13 protein-coding genes are annotated in these 20,209 nt (G+C 33.3%); 9 read left to right on the top strand and 4 right to left on the bottom strand.

Going from position 1 to position 20,209, the window contains the following annotated elements; all coding sequences use genetic code 11:
• Positions 1–58 precede the first annotated feature (58 nt).
• The gene (locus ACHRVL_RS00910) at positions 59–805 is read right to left on the bottom strand and encodes an electron transfer flavoprotein subunit beta/FixA family protein (RefSeq protein WP_089052561.1); all 747 of its coding nucleotides are present in this window, start codon (positions 803–805) and stop codon (positions 59–61) included.
• 502 nt (positions 806–1,307) lie between these two features.
• Here ACHRVL_RS00910 and ACHRVL_RS00905 point away from each other — a divergent pair.
• The 5 genes from ACHRVL_RS00905 (at position 1,308) to ACHRVL_RS00885 (ending at position 8,932) form a co-directional block, all read left to right on the top strand.
• On the top strand, positions 1,308–2,285 hold the full coding sequence (locus ACHRVL_RS00905; protein WP_089052563.1) for a pyruvate dehydrogenase complex E1 component subunit beta: 978 nt from the start codon (positions 1,308–1,310) through the stop codon (positions 2,283–2,285).
• Positions 2,286–2,369: 84 nt separating this feature from the next.
• Positions 2,370–4,871: a DUF5686 family protein gene (locus tag ACHRVL_RS00900; protein ID WP_395409628.1), complete on the top strand. Its 2,502-nt coding sequence runs from the start codon at positions 2,370–2,372 to the stop codon at positions 4,869–4,871.
• A gap of 158 nt (positions 4,872–5,029) precedes the next feature.
• A complete protein-coding gene (locus tag ACHRVL_RS00895) occupies positions 5,030–5,629 on the top strand; it encodes a DNA-3-methyladenine glycosylase family protein (RefSeq protein ID WP_395409627.1) in 600 nt (199 codons plus the stop codon).
• Positions 5,630–5,740: 111 nt separating this feature from the next.
• Complete coding sequence (locus ACHRVL_RS00890) at positions 5,741–6,271, top strand: inorganic diphosphatase (RefSeq protein WP_089052566.1); 531 nt, start codon at positions 5,741–5,743, stop codon at positions 6,269–6,271.
• A gap of 114 nt (positions 6,272–6,385) precedes the next feature.
• On the top strand, positions 6,386–8,932 hold the full coding sequence (locus ACHRVL_RS00885; RefSeq protein WP_395409624.1) for a sodium-translocating pyrophosphatase: 2,547 nt from the start codon (positions 6,386–6,388) through the stop codon (positions 8,930–8,932).
• Between the two features lie 119 nt (positions 8,933–9,051).
• Here ACHRVL_RS00885 and ACHRVL_RS00880 read toward each other — a convergent pair whose 3' ends face one another.
• Positions 9,052–9,666: a deoxynucleoside kinase gene (locus tag ACHRVL_RS00880; protein WP_089052568.1), complete on the bottom strand. Its 615-nt coding sequence runs from the start codon at positions 9,664–9,666 to the stop codon at positions 9,052–9,054.
• On the bottom strand, positions 9,666–10,481 hold the full coding sequence (locus tag ACHRVL_RS00875; RefSeq protein WP_395409623.1) for a hypothetical protein: 816 nt from the start codon (positions 10,479–10,481) through the stop codon (positions 9,666–9,668). Before ACHRVL_RS00875 ends, ACHRVL_RS00880 begins: the two co-directional genes overlap by 1 nt.
• Before the next feature lie 232 nt (positions 10,482–10,713).
• Between ACHRVL_RS00875 and ACHRVL_RS00870 the strand changes: the two genes are divergently transcribed.
• From ACHRVL_RS00870 to ACHRVL_RS00855, 4 genes are all read left to right on the top strand, one after another.
• Positions 10,714–11,616, top strand: a complete 903-nt coding sequence (locus ACHRVL_RS00870) for a GLPGLI family protein (RefSeq protein ID WP_395409621.1) — start codon at positions 10,714–10,716, stop codon at positions 11,614–11,616.
• A gap of 39 nt (positions 11,617–11,655) precedes the next feature.
• Complete coding sequence (locus ACHRVL_RS00865) at positions 11,656–14,343, top strand: carboxypeptidase-like regulatory domain-containing protein (RefSeq protein ID WP_395409619.1); 2,688 nt, start codon at positions 11,656–11,658, stop codon at positions 14,341–14,343.
• A gap of 92 nt (positions 14,344–14,435) precedes the next feature.
• Positions 14,436–16,670 (top strand): hypothetical protein, encoded by a 2,235-nt coding sequence (locus ACHRVL_RS00860; RefSeq protein WP_395409618.1) that lies wholly within the window; start codon positions 14,436–14,438, stop codon positions 16,668–16,670.
• Between the two features lie 142 nt (positions 16,671–16,812).
• Positions 16,813–18,279: a M28 family metallopeptidase gene (locus tag ACHRVL_RS00855; protein ID WP_395409616.1), complete on the top strand. Its 1,467-nt coding sequence runs from the start codon at positions 16,813–16,815 to the stop codon at positions 18,277–18,279.
• A 252-nt stretch (positions 18,280–18,531) separates the two neighbouring features.
• On the opposite strand, the gene metK is transcribed toward ACHRVL_RS00855, so the two are convergent.
• Complete coding sequence (gene metK, locus ACHRVL_RS00850; protein ID WP_089052574.1) at positions 18,532–19,782, bottom strand: methionine adenosyltransferase; 1,251 nt, start codon at positions 19,780–19,782, stop codon at positions 18,532–18,534.
• Between the last annotated feature and the right edge of the window lie 427 nt (positions 19,783–20,209).

Raw genomic sequence — 20,209 nt, 5'->3', positions numbered from 1 at the left:
GTTTAAAGTTTCAGGTTTCAAGTTTTGCAAACTGAAAACTGCGACTGAATACTGATTACTAGATTACTTTCGCCTCGTTGTGCAATAAATTGATTAACTCATCTAAATTATCTGCAGAAACTAATTTTACTGCTGATTTTGGAGCTGGTTTTTCAAATTTTACTGCTTTTGTATTTACAGGAGCGTCAACTGGTTCAAGAATAGTTAAAGCTTTAGTTCTTGCTGTCATAATTCCTCTCATATTCGGAATACGTAAATCTTTTTCTTCAACAAGTCCTTTTTGACCGCCAATGATTAAAGGAAGGGTAGTGCCTACAGTTTCTTTTCCACCATCGATTTCGCGAACCGCTTTTACATTATTTCCGTCAACAGTCACTGCTGTACAAGAGTTTAAGAAGTTGTAGCCCAAAATACCAGCGATCATTCCAGGAACCATTCCTCCGTTATAATCTAAAGATTCTTTTCCTGCAATTACAAGATCATATCCACCGTTTTTAATTACTTCTGCTAATTGTTTTGCAACAAAAAAGCCATCAGTTGGGTTTGCGTTTACACGAATTGCTTCGTTTGCACCAATTGCTAAAGCTTTACGTAAAGTTGGTTCAGTGTCAGGACCTCCAACATTTACCACTGTTACATTTGCGCCTTGCTGCTCTTGAAACCAGATTGCACGAGTCAATCCAAATTCGTCATTAGGGTTAATTACATATTGTACACCATTGGTATCAAATTCAGAGTCACCATTGGAGAAGTTAATTTTTGAAGTAGTATCAGGCACATGGCTGATGCAAACTAGTATTTTCATAAGTATATATTTTGAATTTATAATATGCTTTTACAAATTTAGAATTTAATTTGGAATAATTATACTATGCATGCATAATATTTTTAAAAACTATTACGATTTCGAAGATTGTATGTTTTTAGATGGCTTTTGTCGGAATGTAAAATCAAAAACACACTCGTTACATCTGATTATTAGGAATTTTGCGACGACTGATGTTTGTAGTTAGGGCAGAATTTCATCATGTTAAATACTAATTTTTAGTTTTTGTCGTTCTGATCAAAGGATTTTAAAGGGAACAAGAATTAACAAATGACCTAAAGTTTGTCTAAAAAAAGTTTTACATAGTTTAAGTGTGAGTTTTACGTGTGTTATATCGATTTCGTAAATATCACAATAAAGCTAAAAAAGTTAAAACCTATAGAGAGAAAGAAGTTCATGCGATTTTAAACTTAATTTATGCTTTTAAGTGATTTAAAATATTTATTTTTGCTCTTCAGAAAATTCAACATACAATATAAATATGAGAACAATACAATTTAGAGAGGCCATTTGCGAAGCGATGAGCGAAGAGATGCGTCACGATGAATCCATATATTTAATGGGCGAAGAAGTTGCGGAATACAATGGAGCATACAAAGCTTCAAAAGGAATGCTTGCTGAGTTTGGCGAAAAAAGAGTAATCGATACTCCAATTGCTGAGCTAGGTTTTACAGGAATTGCAGTAGGTTCAGCAATGAACGGCTGTCGTCCAATTGTAGAGTATATGACTTTCAACTTCTGTTTAGTAGGTATTGATCAAATTATAAACAACGCTGCTAAGATGCGTCAAATGACAGGTGGACAATTTAATGTGCCTATCGTTTTCCGCGGACCAACAGCTTCTGCAGGTCAATTAGGAGCAACACACTCTCAAGCTTTAGAAAACTGGTTTGCAAATACTCCAGGTCTTAAAGTTGTTGTGCCGTCAACTCCTTATGATGCAAAAGGACTTTTAAAATCTGCAATTCGCGATAATGATCCAGTAATTTTCATGGAATCTGAGCAAATGTATGGTGACAAAGGTGAAGTGCCAGACGGAGAATACACTATTCCATTAGGAGTTGCTGATATTAAACGTGAAGGAACAGATGTAACTATCGTTTCTTTTGGTAAAATCATCAAAGAAGCTTTTATCGCTGCTGATGAATTAGCTAAAGAAGGAATCTCTTGCGAGATTATTGACTTAAGAACAGTTCGTCCTATGGATAAAGATGCAATTCTTAAATCGGTTAAAAAAACAAACCGTTTAGTAGTTCTTGAAGAAGCTTGGCCGTTTGCTAGTATTTCTTCTGAGATTACTTATATCGTTCAAGAGCAAGCTTTCGATTTTCTTGATGCGCCAATTCAGCGTATTACGACAGCAGATACTCCAGCACCTTACTCTCCAGTTTTATTAAAAGATTGGTTGCCAAACGCAGGTGATGTAGTAAAAGCAGTTAAAAAAGTATTGTACAAATAATACACATATAAAATACACATAAAGCTTCATCAGTCATATTTATTGATGAAGCTTTTTTATTGATGAAGCTTTTTTTACCAGATTATGAAAAGAATAATTTTACTCAGCCTGTTTTTTGTATTTGCTTTTGTAAATATTGCTGCTGCACAGACAAAAGTGAGTGGAATTGTTTTAGATAAATCTAATCAGCCGGTTCCGTTTGCAAATGTTGTTTTTAAAGGGTCAAATACAGGAATAGTTTCTAATGAAGACGGCCGTTTTTATCTAGAATCTCCCAATACTTATACGGCTTTATTGGTTTCTTCTGCAGGATTTTCAGATCGTGAAGTGCCTTTGGAAAAAGCGGTAAATTACGATTTTAAAATAGTTTTGAGTGAAGCCGAAGTGCTTAACGAAGTTGTAATTTATACCGGAAAAACATCTAAAAAGAATAATCCGGCCTTAGATATTCTTCGAAAAATATGGGAAAGAAAGCGTAAAAACGGACTTTACCAGTTCAATCAATATCAGATGCAGAAGTACGAGAAAGTTGAGTTCGACATGAACACAATCGATAGTGCTTTTATGAAAAATAAACTCTTTAAAGGAATGGAGTTTGTTTTTAATCATATTGATACATCAGATGTTACAGGGAAAACTTATCTGCCAATTTTTATCAACGAGTCAGTTTATGATGTTTATGGCGATAATAAAATAAAGAAAGTAAAAGAAAATCTTACCGGAAATAAAATGTCTGGTTTTAATGGTAATCAGCAGATTTTATCATTTGTAAAAGATCTTTATTCAGACTATAATATTTACGATAATCACCTTAAGTTTTTTGATAAAAGTTTTACGAGTCCGCTTTCAAGAACTGGAATTGATGTATATAATTATGTTTTAAAAGACAGCGCTTATATAGACAAAAAGTGGTGTTATAATATTGTTTTTTACCCGAGACGTAAAAACGAATTAACTTTTAAAGGAGATTTTTGGGTAAACGATTCTACTTTTGCAATCAAGAAAATTAATATGGGCGTTACTAAAAGCGCCAATATTAACTGGGTAAAAGATATTTATATTGAGCAGGAGTTTGAAGTAGAAAACGATTCTGTTTTTCTTTTAACGCGTGATTATATGATGTCTGATTTTGCTTTAAACAAAAAAGAAAAATCAAAAGGAGTTTACGGAAAACGAACCACTTTATATCGAAACCATAAATTCAATATTCAGAAACCGGAGAAATTTTACAAAGAAGAAGTCAACTTTATAGACAATGCAGTTTATGAGCGACCGCCTGAGTTCTGGGAAGAAAATCGATTTGAAAAACTAAATAAAGATGAAGCAGGAATTTATAAAATGCTTGATACACTGCAAACCGTCAAGCGATTTAAGCAGTTGTATAGTCTCGTCTCGATTTTAGGAAGCGGTTACGTTGAATTTAAAAATTTCGATTTCGGACCTATTTTTTCTACGTTTGGCTATAATGAAGTTGAAGGTATACGAATAAGAGCGGGAGGAAGAACTTATTTTGGACCAAATGACCCTTGGCGTCTGCAGGCTTATACAGCTTATGGTTTTGATGATAATAAATTCAAATACGGTGTTTCAGGAAAATGGATGATCGACAGAAAAAACAGGATCATTATTTCTGGAGGAAACAGGCGCGATATTGAACAAATTGGAGCCAGTTTAACCACGACAAATGATATTTTAGGACGAAGTTTTGCATCATCAGCATTATTTACAACAGGAAGCAACGGAAAATTAACCAATATTAATCTGAGTAATGTTTCCTTTGAAATGGAACCTAAAAAGAATTTTATTGTTCAAGCAGGTTTTTCGTATCGAACATTAGAATCAGCTTCAAAGACTTTTAGTTTAGATTATTATACAACATTACCGAGTACAGCAAATCCTGCTGGTGTGGTCGAAAGTATGGTAAAACAGTCAGAAGCAAATATTCAGTTTGAATATATGCCAAATCGTAAAACAATTGGATACGGAGTTGAACGCAGCTTAGTTGACAGCCCTTTTAGTCATTTCTTTGTTAACTTTAGTTATGGTATTAAAGGTGTTTTTGACAGTGATTTTGCTTACGAAAAAATTCAATTATTTTATAAACAGCCTATTATTATTGGGCCATTAGGAAGATCAAATATTATTCTTGAAACTGGAAAAACATGGGGTACAATTCCGTTAGGATTAATGAGTGTAATTCCTGGAAACCAGACTTATTTTACAATTGAAAATACGTTTAGTAACTTGAATTTCTATGAATTCATTACGGATCAATATACGACTTTACAATGGAATCATGATTTTGGAGGAAGGTTGTTTGCTAGAGTTCCTTTTATGAGAAAATTGAATTGGAGAGAATTTGTAGGTATAAAAGCAGTTCATGGAACCATTTCGGATGCGAATCGCGCCATAAACGCTTCGGGGCAGCCTTATAATGCGCCAGAAAATGTGTATTGGGAATATAATGCAGGAATTGGTAATATTTTTAAAGTATTTAGAATCGATTTTTCTTGGAGAGGAAGTTATTTAAACACTCCAGATGCTAATAAATTTGCAGTAAAAGGATCTTTCGGATTCTATTTCTAAATAATATTAAGGTGCAAAGCATCAAAGTTACAAAGTCGCAAAGGTTTAAAATCTTTGCGGCTTTTTTTGCTTAAATCTGCGTGAACTAAAACTTTGAGTCTCTGCGTCTTTGCGAGATTCTTTTTTGTTTAATTTTGAAATGGACTTAAAACCATTTTATGCAAGAAGCCATTGATTTTCTATCTGCTAAAAATCCAATTTTTTATCAAATCATCGAAAAATATGGATTGCCTCCAATTCCAAAACGGCCACAAGGTTTTGAGACCTTAGTTTTGTTGATTCTCGAGCAGCAAGTTTCGATAGATTCGGCTAAAGCCACATTCTTAAAAATTAAAGCCTATACAACGTGTAATCCAGAAACGATGTCGGTTTTATCAGATGAAGAATTTCGAAATCTTGGTGTAAGCCGTCAAAAAACAAAATACATTAAAATTTTAGCAGAGGCCGTTTTAAATAAAGATTTAGATATAGAAAGTTTAGCTGTAAAATCGGCAAAGGAAGTTAGAGAAGAACTTATTAAACTAAAAGGAATTGGAAATTGGACTATTGATATTTATTTAATGTTTTGTTTGCAAGAGCCCGATTTAATTCCGCTTGGAGACATTGCAGTAATTAATACGATTAAAGAATTACTTGATATTCATGACAAACAAGAAATGGAAATTCATGCACAGCAATGGAGTCCGTACAGATCATATGCAACATATTTGCTGTGGCATTATTACTTAAATAAACGAAATCGTAAGATTACCTATTAACTGCCTGTTTTTTAAAACAAAACTAGGCAGATTAATGTAGTTTTTTATTGTGAAAAAAGGATTCTTTAGTTACTTTTGCAACCGAATTTATAGAAACAATAAAAAACGAAAATGACCGCAGACAAACTAACAACTTTCGATGTATTAATCGAAATACCAAGAGGAAGCAGAAATAAATATGAGTACGATTTTGAAATCAAAAGAATGCGTTTCGACAGAATGTTATTCTCTTCAATGATGTACCCTGCTGATTACGGATTTATTCCAGAAACTTTAGCTCTTGACGGTGACCCTCTTGATGTATTGGTTTTGGTAAACGAACCAACTTTTCCTGGATGTGTTATGGAAGTAAAGCCAATTGGTGTTTTCCACATGGCAGATGATAAAGGACCAGACGAAAAAATTATCTGTGTACCAGTTTCAGATCCAATCTGGAATTCTTTGACAGATCTTTCAGATATTAATCCTCACTTAGTAAAAGAAATCGAGCATTTCTTCCAAGTGTACAAAGATCTTGAAAACAAAAAAGTAGATGTTGAAGGTTGGGGAGACGTAAACGAAGCTTATGCAATTATTGCTGAGTGTACAAAACGTTTTGATGACATTGAAAATAAACCAGAGGGATTATTTAGCATTAAATAATTTTAACCCTATTTTGATATAAAAAAAGCAATACTACCGTCAGGAGTATTGCTTTTTTGTTTAAATTCGTTTTAGTTAGTTTGTTGACTATTAACCAAAAACCATTACTATATTATGAATTCATTTATGATTTACCTGCCAATTGTTATGGCAATTTTAGGATTACTTTTCATGGGAATAAAAAGGGCTTGGGTTTTAAAACAAGATGCAGGCGACGGTAAGATGAAAGAGATTTCAGATTACATTTATGAAGGAGCATTAGCCTTTTTAAAAGCCGAATATAAATTATTAACTATTTTTGTAATTATTGCCAGTATTGCTTTGGCAGGAATTACTTTTATTCCAGGAGTACAAACTCATTTATTAATCGTAATTGCATTTATTTTTGGAGCTTTATTTTCTGCTTATGCTGGAAATATTGGAATGAAAATAGCGACTAAAACAAACGTTAGAACCACGCAGGCTGCTCGTACAAGTTTGCCGCAAGCATTAAAAGTTTCTTTTGGAGGTGGAACTGTAATGGGATTAGGAGTTGCAGGTTTAGCGGTTTTAGGTTTAACGACTTTCTTTATATTATTCTTTAATCTTTTTTCTGATGGAGTTTGGAAAGATACTGAAACGATGACTGTTGTTTTAGAAACTTTAGCTGGATTTTCACTTGGTGCTGAATCGATTGCTTTATTTGCGAGAGTTGGAGGTGGAATTTACACTAAAGCTGCCGATGTTGGAGCTGATTTAGTAGGTAAAGTTGAAGCTGGAATTCCAGAAGATGATCCTCGTAATCCTGCTACAATTGCAGATAATGTTGGAGATAATGTTGGTGACGTTGCGGGTATGGGAGCTGATTTATTTGGATCTTATGTAGCAACCGTTTTAGCGGCAATGGTTCTTGGTAATTATGTAATAAAAGATATGGGCGGAAGTATTAATGATGCTTTTGGCGGAATTGGACCAATTTTACTTCCAATGTCTATTGCTGGTTTTGGAATTTTATTTTCGATTATAGGTACAATGTTGGTTAAAATTTCTGATGATAATGCTAAAGAAGCGCAAGTGCAAAAAGCATTAAATATAGGAAACTGGATTTCTATTGCTTTAACAGCTGTTGCTTGTTTCTTTTTGGTAAAACATATGCTTCCAGAAGTAATGACAATGGAATTTTATGGAGAAGGAGCACAACAAATATCGTCAATGCGTGTTTTTTATGCTACTTTAATTGGTTTGATTGTTGGAGGAGCAATTTCATCAGTAACTGAATATTACACGGGATTAGGGACTAAACCGGTTATGGCAATTGTTCAAAAATCATCTACAGGAGCAGGAACAAATGTTATTGCAGGTTTGGCTACGGGAATGATTTCTACTTTTCCAACTGTATTATTATTTGCAGGTGCGATCTGGATTTCATATGCTTTGGCAGGATTTTATGGTGTTGCTTTAGCGGCTTCGGCAATGATGGCAACAACAGCGATGCAATTAGCAATTGATGCTTTTGGACCAATTTCAGACAACGCTGGTGGAATTGCAGAAATGAGCGAATTGCCAAAAGAAGTACGTACAAGAACTGATATTTTAGATTCTGTAGGTAATACAACTGCAGCAACAGGAAAAGGTTTTGCAATTGCTTCAGCAGCTTTAACTTCACTAGCCTTATTTGCAGCATATGTAACTTTTACAGGAATTGACGGAATTAATATTTTTAAAGCGCCAGTTTTAGCGATGTTATTTGTCGGCGGAATGATTCCAGTAGTTTTCTCAGCATTAGCGATGAACTCTGTTGGAAAAGCAGCGATGGATATGGTATACGAAGTGCGTCGCCAGTTTAAAGAAATTCCTGGAATTATGGAAGGAACTGGAAAACCTGAATACGGAAAATGTGTTGAGATTTCTACAAAAGCAGCTTTGCGTGAAATGATGCTGCCGGGAATCTTGACAATTGGTTTCCCAATCGCAATTGTACTTTTAGGAAAACTTGTTTATGCAGATAACAACCAGTTAATAGCTGAAATGTTAGGTGGATATATGGCAGGAGTTACCGTGTCTGGAGTTCTTTGGGCTGTTTTTCAAAACAATGCAGGAGGAGCTTGGGACAATGCTAAAAAATCTTTTGAAGCTGGAGTAATGATAAACGGCGAAATGACTTATAAAGGTTCTGATGCGCACAAAGCGGCAGTAACTGGAGATACTGTTGGAGATCCGTTTAAGGATACATCTGGACCATCAATGAACATCCTGATTAAGTTAACTTGTTTAATTGGTTTGGTAATTGCGCCAATTTTAGGAGCAGGACATACTGATGCTGGAATGGCAGGAAAAGGTTCTTGCTGCGCTAAAACAGAAATGCATGCAGGAGTAACTTCTAAATGCGGAGATATGTCTGGAATGACAAAAGAAGAATGTATTGCAATGTGCAAAGAAAAAGGATGTTCTGAAGAAGAAACAGCTAAATGCTTAGCTCATTTTGATCAAAAAGGAAAATATCAAAAAACAGATTGTTTTGACACGAGTAAATATGAGAAAAAATCTGTTCGAGTTGAAATTACAAACGTAAACGGAAAAACGAAAGGAACTGTAACTAAAACCGAAAATGGTAAAACAACCACAGAAGTTTATGAAGGAACCGAAGAAGAAGTGCAGGCAAAAATTGATGCTGCGAAATAAAGAGTATTAACAACTTTGTCAAAGTTTAAAACTTTGACAAAGTTTCTTAAATAAAAAAAATGCCTCTAATAATTTTAGAGGCATTTTTTTATTTCGTTTAAATCGGCGCAATTCGTGTTCTAAAACAATCCGTTCAATTCAGCATCAATTCTATTGATAATGTTTCCTAAATCTTCTGGATTATCAACGAAATTGATGTTATCAACATCAATAATTAATAATTTTCCTTTAGTATAAGTCTGAATCCATGCTTCATATCTTTCGTTCAAACGGCTTAAGTAATCAATAGAAATTGAGTTTTCGTATTCGCGTCCGCGTTTATGAATCTGTCCAACTAAATTAGGAATAGAACTTCTTAAATAAATTAATAAATCTGGTGCTTTTACCAACGATTCCATTAATTCAAACAAAGACGTGTAGTTTTCAAAATCACGACTTGTCATTAATCCCATCGAATATAAATTGGGAGCAAAAATGTAAGCATCCTCATAAATCGTTCTGTCTTGAATGATTTTTTTTCCGCTTTCTCTAATTTGCTGTACCTGACGGAAACGACTGTTCAAGAAATATATTTGTAGATTAAATGACCAACGTTCCATTTGATGGTAAAAATCATCTAAATACGGATTATCAACAACATCTTCATAATGGGGTTCCCATTTAAAGTGCTTTGCTAATAATTTAGTCAGAGTAGTTTTTCCTGCGCCTATATTTCCTGCTATTGCTATGTGCATTACGGTGTTACGATTTTATAATTTGCAATTTCTTTAGCTGTAAAAATAGATAAAATTTGGTCCTTGTAATAGAATTTGTTAAACGTTTTTTCTAAAATTTCAATTTCAAAATCTTTGGCAGTATTTACTTTGCTAATGTCTTTAAAAAACAACAAATTAGCTTTGCTGTAAATGTATTTTTGAGGGCTTATTATTTCAATTTTATCAAAGTCTGGCACATTTCCTAAACTTGAAATTTTTCCGAAAATATCACACGAAAACCAATTGTTTTTTTTATCAATCCAGTAAAAAGTATTAAAATCAGTTTGGTAATACTTTATGCTTTCGGTCAGTGGAATTGAAACTGTTTTGTATTCATTTTTCAAATAATCAAAAAGACCTATCTGCAGATTTAAAGTATTGAAAATCCAAAGCTGATTTTGGGTAGACATACCCATTGCGCCAGCTATTATTGGAATTGAATTTTGAGAAAAATTAATTTCCGTCATTTTATTTAATTGATTGTCCAATAAAACAACGCTGTTAAAGTCTTCGTAGTATAATACAATTTTAAGCGGATTTTGAATATCAACTTTGGTGATGTTTCCCAAAGACACATTTTTATATTCAAAGATTTCACGCCCTTTTACTTTTCTAAAAACATTGTTCTTTATATCATAACCATACCCAAAAGAATCAAAGCCAATAAAGTCATCAACATCAGCCTCAAATTTAGAAACAACATCAGGTTTTATTTTTTGGTTTTGTCCAAAAAAAGTCGAAAACGAGCACGAAATAAACAGCAGTAAAAAAATATGACGATATATTTTGCTCATAAAAGATTTGGTTTCGAAATGCCAAAGTACAAAAACTGCGTAAAAGAAACTCTTAAAATTAGAGTTTTAGTTATTTTAGAGTTTAAACCTTTCTAAATTCTAATAGTCTTACAAAAACTTAATTTTGTCGATGACATTTTAAGATTGATATATTTAATTTTCAGTATTTTAAAATTAATAATACATTTGAGTATAAGTTTTGAAAAGCTTACCGAATTACAAAAAGAAAGAAATGAAAAAAGGATTTTATTTGCTTTTGATTCTTGTTTTTAGTCAAGTACAAGCACAAAAAGATTTTCAAGGATTAGCGGTTTACGAATCTAAAACTCAAGCACCTAAATTCGAAGGTATGAGAACTGGAAATCGCGATATAACGCCAGAAATGCAAAAAAGTATGGAAGAGCGTCTGAAAAAAATGCTCGAAAAAACATTTATTTTAAATTTTGACAAATCAGCATCCATTTATAAAGAAGAAGAAAAACTGGAAACTCCAGGACAGCAAGGCGGCGGAATGCGAGTTATGATGAATTCGTTTATGGGCGGCGGCGGCACTTTTTATAAAGATGTTAAAACAAAATCATATACGGTTGATAAGGAATTTATGGGAAAAGAATTTCTAGTTGTAGATTCACTTCCAAAATTAGAATGGAAACTAGAACAGGAAACCAAGCAAATTGGAGGATACAATTGTTTTAAAGCCACTGCGGTTAAAGAAGCCAGTAAAACTGATTTTAGAAATTTCAGACCTAAAAACAATGATGATAAAAAGGAAGAGGTAAAAAAGACATCAGGAGAAACTAAAACAAATTTTGAAGACAATTTTGAAATTCCTAAACAAATCGTAGTTACCGCTTGGTATACACCAGAAATTCCAGTTAATCAAGGGCCAGAAAATTATTGGGGACTTCCGGGTTTGATTCTGGAAGTAAATGATGGCAAAACTACAATTTTATGTTCCAAAATAGTTTTGAACTCTAAAGATAAAGTAGAGATAAAACCCTCAAAAAAAGGTAAAGTAATCTCTCAAAAAGAGTACGACGCAACAGTGATTAAAAAAATGGAAGAATTTCGAGAAATGAATCGCGGACGCGAAGGTGGTCCAGGCGGAGGAAGTACAATAATGATCAGGCGATAAAATGCTAACTCTAAAATATTTATCCTAATTACTTTCTTGATGAACAAGACGCTTTTTTTATTCGCCTTATTTTTTACTTCTATATCCTTTTCTCAGAGTGTTCGTTTTGATGGAGTTATTCAGGATGAACAGAAAAATTCGTTAGAAATGGCCAATATTATGGCGGTTAACAACGGGACAAAAGCAATGGATTCTTATGGGATTACTAATGATAAAGGGAAGTTTCAGCTTACTTTAAAATCGAATACCTCTTATACAATCAAAGTAAGTTACCTTGGAATGAAATCTAAGGAAATTGCTGTTTTGACTAAAACGGAAAACATCAGCCAGAATATTGTTTTAGACGGCGCAGGAATTGAATTAGAAGGAGTAGAAATTGTGCGTGAAATGCCCGTTTCTATAAAAGGAGACACCATTGTTTATAATGCTGATTCGTTTAAATCGGGTACAGAAAAAAAACTCGAAGACGTTTTGAAAAAATTGCCGGGAGTTGAAGTAAATGCCGATGGAGAAATTGAAGTTGAAGGAAAAAAAGTAAGCAAATTGATGGTTGAAGGCAAAGACTTTTTTGACGGTGACACCAAATTAGGCGTTAAAAATATTCCAGCTGATGCTATTGATAAAGTACAGGTTCTTAGAAATTATAACGAAGTAAGTGCTTTAAAAGGCTTAGAAAATGATCAAGATAATGTAGCGATGAATATCAAACTAAAAGAAGGAAAGAAAAACTTTTGGTTTGGAGATGTTACCGCAGGAATTGGAGTTGCAGAACTAGACAGCCGTTATATTATTAATCCAAAATTGTTTTATTACAGTCCAAAATACAGCATTAATTTAATCACCAATTTTAATAATATTGGAGAGCTGCCGCTTACCGCACAGGATTATTTTAAGTTTACCGGCGGTTTTAAAAATATGATGAAAAAGGGAGGAAGCTCTTTTAATGTTTCTTCAAATGATTTAGGAATTTCGATTTTAAGAAATAATCGCGCCAAAGAAATTGAAACCAAATTTGGAGCAACAAACTTCGCTTATTCCGTTTCAAAAGCATGGAATATTAGCGGTTTTGGAATACTTTCGACTTCAAAAACAGATCTTGAAACCAAATCGCAGACTACAATTCTTGATTCTGGAGATCAGCAGAAACGCGATGAATTAACGCATCAAAAGAATAATTTGGGGCTTTTTAAATTAAGTTCAACCTATAAACCAAATGATAAATTTCAGTTTGATTATGATATTTTAACCAAATTGTCAAAACAAAATGAAGATACTGATTTGCTGCGCGAATCAATTGTAAGTAATGCCTCGACAGTTGAAACTATTTTGACAGGTAAAAAACAAGATCCGACCTCAATAAATCAAAATTTGAGTTTGTATTATACACAAAGCGCCAAGAATATATTTGCTTTTGAAATGCAGCATTTATATCAAGACGAAAACCCATTTTACAACGCCAATTTGCGCACGCAGCCATTTGATTTGTCAGGCTATATTTCGGGTCAAAAAAGGAATGATCTCAATCAAAACCGATTTGTAAAAACGAATAAACTAGATGCTAAATTGGATTATTATTATATGGTAACGCCCAAAAGCAATATCAATATTACCTTAGGAAATACCTATTCGTATCAAGATTTTAATTCTCATATTTTTCAGATGTTGGATAACGGAGATAAAAATGATTTGAATGATGCGGCCAATAATAATGATGTGAATTATAATTTTAACGATGTCTTTCTAGGTTTCCATTATAAAATTCTAACTGGAAAATTTACTTTGACACCTGGAGTAAGCGTACATTCATACCAAATGGCAAATACGCAGTTAGGGACAAACTATTCGCAAAATTTCGTAAAAGTACTGCCTGATTTTTTTGCACTGTATCAAATTAAAAAATCAGAAACGCTGACCTATAATTTCTCTTTAACAAACGATTTTACAGATATTAATCAGCTGGCAGCGGGTTATGTTTTGTCTGATTACAGCAGTTTATTCCGCGGTAATAGATTTCTGGAAAATGCAACTTCTCAAGTGCATTCGCTTCGCTACTTTAAATACAATATGTTTAATTTTGAGAATATTTTTGCCAATGCATCCTACACAAAAAAAGTTGATGCCATAAAAACTAAAGCCAATTTTGAAGGAATTAATCAATCATCATCGCCATACAACTCAAATTTAGCCGATGAAACTTTTAGCGGAATGGGAACTTACGGACGTTCCTTCTTGAAAAACTATAAAGCGTCAGCAAGTGCAAGTTTAAACTGGTCGAAATTCAACAATATTCAAAATGATAAATTGGCAGCGACCGAAAGTTTTGTTCAGAGCTATACCATAAAAGCATCAACAAATTATAAAAACTTTCCCAATATTGAATTTGGTTATAATGCATTAATCAATAAGTACAGCGGTTCTACTTATTATACAGATAAGCCTTTTGCCCGACTAGATTATTACTTTTTAAAAAGTTTTTCGTTTGTTTCAGAATATGAATTCTATCATTATTATAACGGAAATAAAACTGTAGATAACGAATATGATTTTTTAAGCGCTAGTTTAATTTATCAAAAAAAGAATAGTAAATGGGAGTACAAAGTTTCTGCAACAAACTTATTAAACACAAAATATCTTAACGACGACAGCTTCTCACAGTTTTCTACAAGAGTTTCTCAATATACCGTCCAGCCGCGATATATCATATTCTCAATGAAATACAATTTATAGTATTTTAGTTACATTATTTTAGATTTAAGTGTTCCGATTCAGACAATAAAGAAATACCTTTGCGCAACAAAATTAACCACAAAATTTTAGTCATGCGCAATCTTATTTGGAGTTTAATGCTCTTGTTTACTGGAATGTCTGCATTCTCTCAGACAAAAACAATTGAAAAAGGATCGTATCTGTCTACAGATAAAGGTCAAAAAATCAAGCTTAATTTATTAGATAATAATAAATATGAGTTGATTCTATATTCTGGTGATTATGAAATCAAAGGAGATTCATTACTTTTTATACAAAATGGAAAAGACAAAAACATTTTTAATCTTTCTTTTGTAAACAATAATAAAGCAAAGAAGATCAAAGTAAAATTTATAGATCCAGCCTATTATCCTTTTTATATAGGAACTCAAAAAGGATCAGATTTAGTTCAATATCAAAGTTTGATCGATGTAAAAACCAAAATAGATCCTAATTGGATCAAAGCTGATTTAGAGTTTGAAATTGATAAAGCCGATTTTTTGTATTTAGTGTATGAAGGCTACGAAGGAAATTCTAGTGTTTATAAATATGCTTTGCCAAAAGAAGTTTCAGAAATAACAATCAATTATGAATTACCAGTTTTAGGAGATTTAAGGCTGTCTGGTTTTTTTGATAAAAGCACAAACGGATTAAAAATTTCTGAGAAAGGAGGAAAAAATCCATTGACATTTTTTAATGAAAAAAATGCTCAGCCAGAGAAATCTCAAAAAGTTATTCCGCTCGAAAGTAAAACTGTTTCAAACTGGACTTATCCAGGAAAAGAAGAAGCTTTGGCAGCATCAGCTGCAGTAGACAGCGTTGCAGCACCTTTTTCCCTTGATAGTATTGCAGCAGTGAGCCAAGTAGATTTTAAGTTAAAGATAGAAAATAATCTAAAAAATGCACTTGCTGCAACCAAACAAGTCAAAGATAAATTTTTAGTAGTTGCAGCGAATGGCAAAGATTCTGCAAAAACTGATTTTGATTTCTTTATAAAAGGTCAGGAAACACAGATTGGATATAATATGTATACCGAGTACAATCCTCAATATGACGTGTACAATTTTTATTTGGCAGGAGCCGAAGATAAAAAATGGCTGAAAAATAATAAAATTGTAAACGATCCTGCTATAATAGTTTTGAATGGTGATGGAGAAGTATTAGCACAAGCAAAATCAGATTTAGCAGGCAAGGAATATCAATTTGGGTATTACAGTGATTTTTACCGCCAGCTAAAACGTGCAGATGCTTTTTTAGTTTTTGATAAAGCAATAAAAAATAAAAAAGCAACAGATGCAGATTTGATAAACGCTTTTAATAAAGTTTCAGCTTTAGAAGTTTCATACGATTATGACACTAATGATGCAACAGACCCTAATTCAACAGATTTTGTAGTAACTAAGGTAGTTCAAGATAAAAAAGGAATCGAAAAGATTTGGAAAAAACTTATTGAAACACATCAAAAAGATACTAAGCCAAATATGCTTTTGGTAGAAACGATTATAAAAGAAATCAAAGATCAAGGATTTACTAAACAGCTTTTTAAGGAAGAAAAGATTCTTAACGACACTGATTTCTTAGCGATCGATTATTTGATAAAACATTACGATGCTATTGAAAAAATAAATAAAGAGGCTGAAAATAGTGAAGTCGAAGCGGCTGATGGAACTAAAATTGGAAACCTAAGTGCAGAAATTTCATTTGCTTTACAGCAAGATACTTATGCAGCGCAAGATGAAACTGAAGGGAAGACGAGTCAAGACAAAGCTATTGCAGTGTATAAAAAGTTAATTGCAGCAGGAAAAGGTGGTTTTGACTGCTACAAAAATTATTTAAACTATTTAAGTCAAGAGGCTGAAACGAATGGTAATGATACTGCTCTTTTAAAAGAATTCAGCGCTTATTTTGATACTTATTTGTCGACAGATAAAGGAAATGCAATTCAGCGATTAGATGATTTATTTACAACGATCGATTATAATTCTGATTATTCGTATAACGGATGGAATTCATTTAAAGAGTATAATTCTAATCTATGTAATTCAGCAGCTTGGGCAGTTGTTTTGAAGCCTGAAAATGCTGATTATATTAAATCGGCAATCAATTGGTCAGAGTATAGTTTGATTGTAACCAAAAACAATCCGTATTATTTAGATACTTTAGCGCAATTATATTATAAAGACGGTCAGAAACAAAAAGCAATTGAAACGCAAAAATTGGCTGTGAAATATTTGAATGCTCAGGTTGAAGCAGAAACTGCTGCAGAAATTAAAGAAACCTTAACTAAAATGCAAAACGGAACGTATTAAATAAATAGTTGAGAAAAATGAAATGGCTGTCTATAGAGATGGCCATTTTTGTTTATTAATCGCTGCTATTCGCTGTTTTTGATGTAAAAAATCGAAAAAATTGCCTCGAAATGCTTAAGTTTGAAATACTAAATTAAAATGTATGAAAAACAAAATGCTCCTTGTTTTACTTGCCTCTGGTGCACTGACTTTTGCACAGGCAATTAAAAAACCGTTAGTTTCGGCAATAACAGATAAAGATCTTAGAACCGATATGTATCAAATGGCTGGAGATCATTTTAATGGTCGTGAAGCTGGAACACTTGATGAATTAAAAGTATCGATGTGGCTTGCCAATAAAGCCAAAGAAGCCGGAATGGCTCCAGCTGGAGACGATGGGACTTATTTTCAGTTTTTTGATTTGTACAGACATCAGGTTACACCAAATACAAAATTTAAAATAGGCAAGAAAGAATATAAATTATGGAAAGACGTTCTGGTTGCAGAAACAACTAATGTAAAAGTTGAAGGTTCTTTACTGTATTTAGGTGCAGCCACAAAAGAGGAAATCGAAAAAGCCGACATTCAAGGAAAAGCAGTTGTTTTACTGGCTTCAAAAGAAGGAATTGCTGATGATATTTCGCTTTTTGACAGAAGGTATCCAGGTTTAGTGCGAAATAAATATTATGATCTTGTTGTAAAAAAAGGGGCGGTTGCGCTTATTATGGTCGCTGACGAATTAGCAGAACAAAGCTGGTCTCAAGTTGAACCACAAATGACAAGAGGAATTTACGGAATTGAAGGTTTTCGTGACAAAATAGGTGCAACGATGCCAGTTTTTTGGGTACACGGAGATCAATTGGAATATTTAAAAACGACAAAAGATATTTTGTCTACTGAAGTAGTTTCTGAAACCTATAAATATCCTTCAGTAAATGTTGTGGGTACAATTGCAGGAACAGATCCTAAATTGAAAAATGAATATGTACTTTTCAGCGGGCATCAGGATCATGACGGAGTACGTCAAAAATACGGTCAGGATTCTATTTATAATGGAGCAGATGATAATGCAAGTACTTGTGTAGCAATGCTGGCAATTGCAAGAGCTTATAAAAAACAGCCGGGAAAAAGAACAGCTTTGTTTGTATTTCATGGTTCTGAAGAGCGCGGATTGTTAGGATCGAGATGGTATGCAGCACATCCTACTGTTCCAGAAAAAGACATTGTAGCAGTTTTAAACGGTGATATGATTGGAAGAAACAATGTAAATCAAGCGGCATTACTTGGTTCTAGTTCTCCTCATGAAAATTCATCTGATTTAGTAGCCATTGCAAAAAAAGCAAATGACGAAGGACCAAAATTTGATTTGGATAAACTTTGGGACAGACCAGAACATCCGGAGTATTTTTACTTCCGTTCAGATCATTTGCCTTATGCGAAAAGAGGAATTCCTGCAGTTTTCTTTACAAGCGTACTGCACAGTCAATATCATACTCCAATGGATGAGTCAGAAAACATTGATTACGTAAAACTGCGTAAAATGACAGAATGGATGTATCGTACAGGTTGGATTTTATCAAATGATGCAAATCGTCCGAAAACATTGCCAAATGTAAAATTGGAAAGATAATTTTTTATTGGGAGGAATTAAGACGCGGATACAACGGATTCGCTATCGCGAAAACGCGGATGAAAACGGATTTTATTATAGTTAAGCTTTCAAAAAGTTTAGCAGATAAACCAAGAAAAAAATCCGTTTTCATCCGCGTCTTTACAAAGTAAATCAGTTTCATCTGCGTTGAATTAATACGTAGGTAATAAAAACAAAAAGGCTGTCTTAAAATTATAGACAGCCTTTTTTATATTTTGAATTTAGATTGAATTACAATCCAAATGCAGCTTTTACTTGGTCAACAAAATCAAGTTTTTCCCATGTAAACAAATCAACAGTAACTGTTTTTGTGTTTCCTCCAGGAGCAGAGAAAGTTTTAGTAACCGTTTCTGGTTTACGTCCCATGTGTCCGTAAGCAGCAGTTTCACTGTAAATAGGGTTTCTTAATTTTAATCTTTGCTCAATAAAGTAAGGACGCATATCAAAGATAGCTTCTACTTTTTTAGCGATTTCACCGTTAGTTAAGTTTACTTTAGAAGTTCCGTAAGTTTCAATGAAAATTCCCATTGGCTCAGCAACTCCAATTGCGTAAGAAACTTGTACTAAGATTTCGTCAGCAACACCAGCAGCTACTAAGTTTTTAGCGATATGACGAGTTGCATAAGCAGCACTTCTATCTACTTTACTCGGGTCTTTTCCAGAAAATGCACCACCACCGTGAGCACCTTTTCCACCATAGGTATCAACGATAATTTTTCTTCCAGTTAAACCAGTATCTCCGTGAGGTCCTCCAATAACGAATTTTCCTGTTGGGTTAATATGGTAGTTGATTTTATCATTGAATAAATGTGCGTGAGCTGGATTTTTAGCAATGATTCTAGGAATTAAAATTTCAACAATATCTTTTTTGATTTTAGCAAGCATTGCAGCTTCTTCGTCAAAATCATCATGTTGAGTCGAGATAACAATCGCATCAATACGAGTTGGTTTGTTATCGTCACTGTATTCTAAAGTTACTTGAGATTTAGCATCTGGACGTAAATAAGTGATCTCGTTATTTTCGCGTCTTAAGATTGCTAATTCTTGTAATAATTTATGAGATAAATCAAGTGCCAATGGCATGAAGTTTTCAGTTTCGTTTGTAGCGTAACCAAACATCATTCCTTGGTCACCAGCACCTTGCTCTTCTGGCTTAGCTCTGTCAACACCTTGATTAATGTCTGCAGACTGCTCATGAATTGCAGAAAGAATTCCACAAGAATTTGCTTCAAACATGTACTCGCTTTTAGTATATCCAATTTTACGGATTACGTCGCGTGCAATTTGCTGTACATCAAGATAAGTATTCGATTTTACTTCACCAGCTAAAATTACCTGACCAGTAGTAACAAGAGTTTCACAAGCTACTTTTGAGTCAGCATCAAATGCCAAAAAGTTATCAATTAATGCATCCGAAATTTGATCTGCAACTTTGTCTGGATGCCCTTCACTAACAGATTCTGACGTAAATAAATAAGCCATAATAATGTATTAAATTTAAAATTAAGCGAGAAAAATAATTGCTAAAAAGGGCTAAAGGAGAGTTTCTGCTTTAGCATTTTTTACTACTGAAATATTTGTTTCAGCATCCATAACGAACCGTTTCATTATGAAGAGGTTGCAATCAGTTCAAATTTTTCCTCTGTATTCGGGTGCAAAGGTATAAAACCATTTTGATTTGCAAATTAAAGTTCAACTTTTTTTATTTTTTATAGCATAAATTTAACACTAATATACTAATTTGATAGGGTAATGGAAAATATTTTAGTTTTTGTTTGGCTGATTAAAAAATAGTTCGCACATTTGCCCCATCAAAATAACAAAAAAATGAAAACAACAATTTGCAATATGATGTCTTGTAAGATGCCGGAGTTATCCGCAGAGATACTATTGTAGTTTTTTTTTCAAA

It is taken from the genome of Flavobacterium sp. FlaQc-28, from assembly GCF_044007415.1.
Taxonomy (GTDB): domain Bacteria; phylum Bacteroidota; class Bacteroidia; order Flavobacteriales; family Flavobacteriaceae; genus Flavobacterium.
The sequence above is the reverse complement of the archived record's forward strand: the minus strand, read 5'-3'. Positions and strand labels throughout refer to the sequence as shown.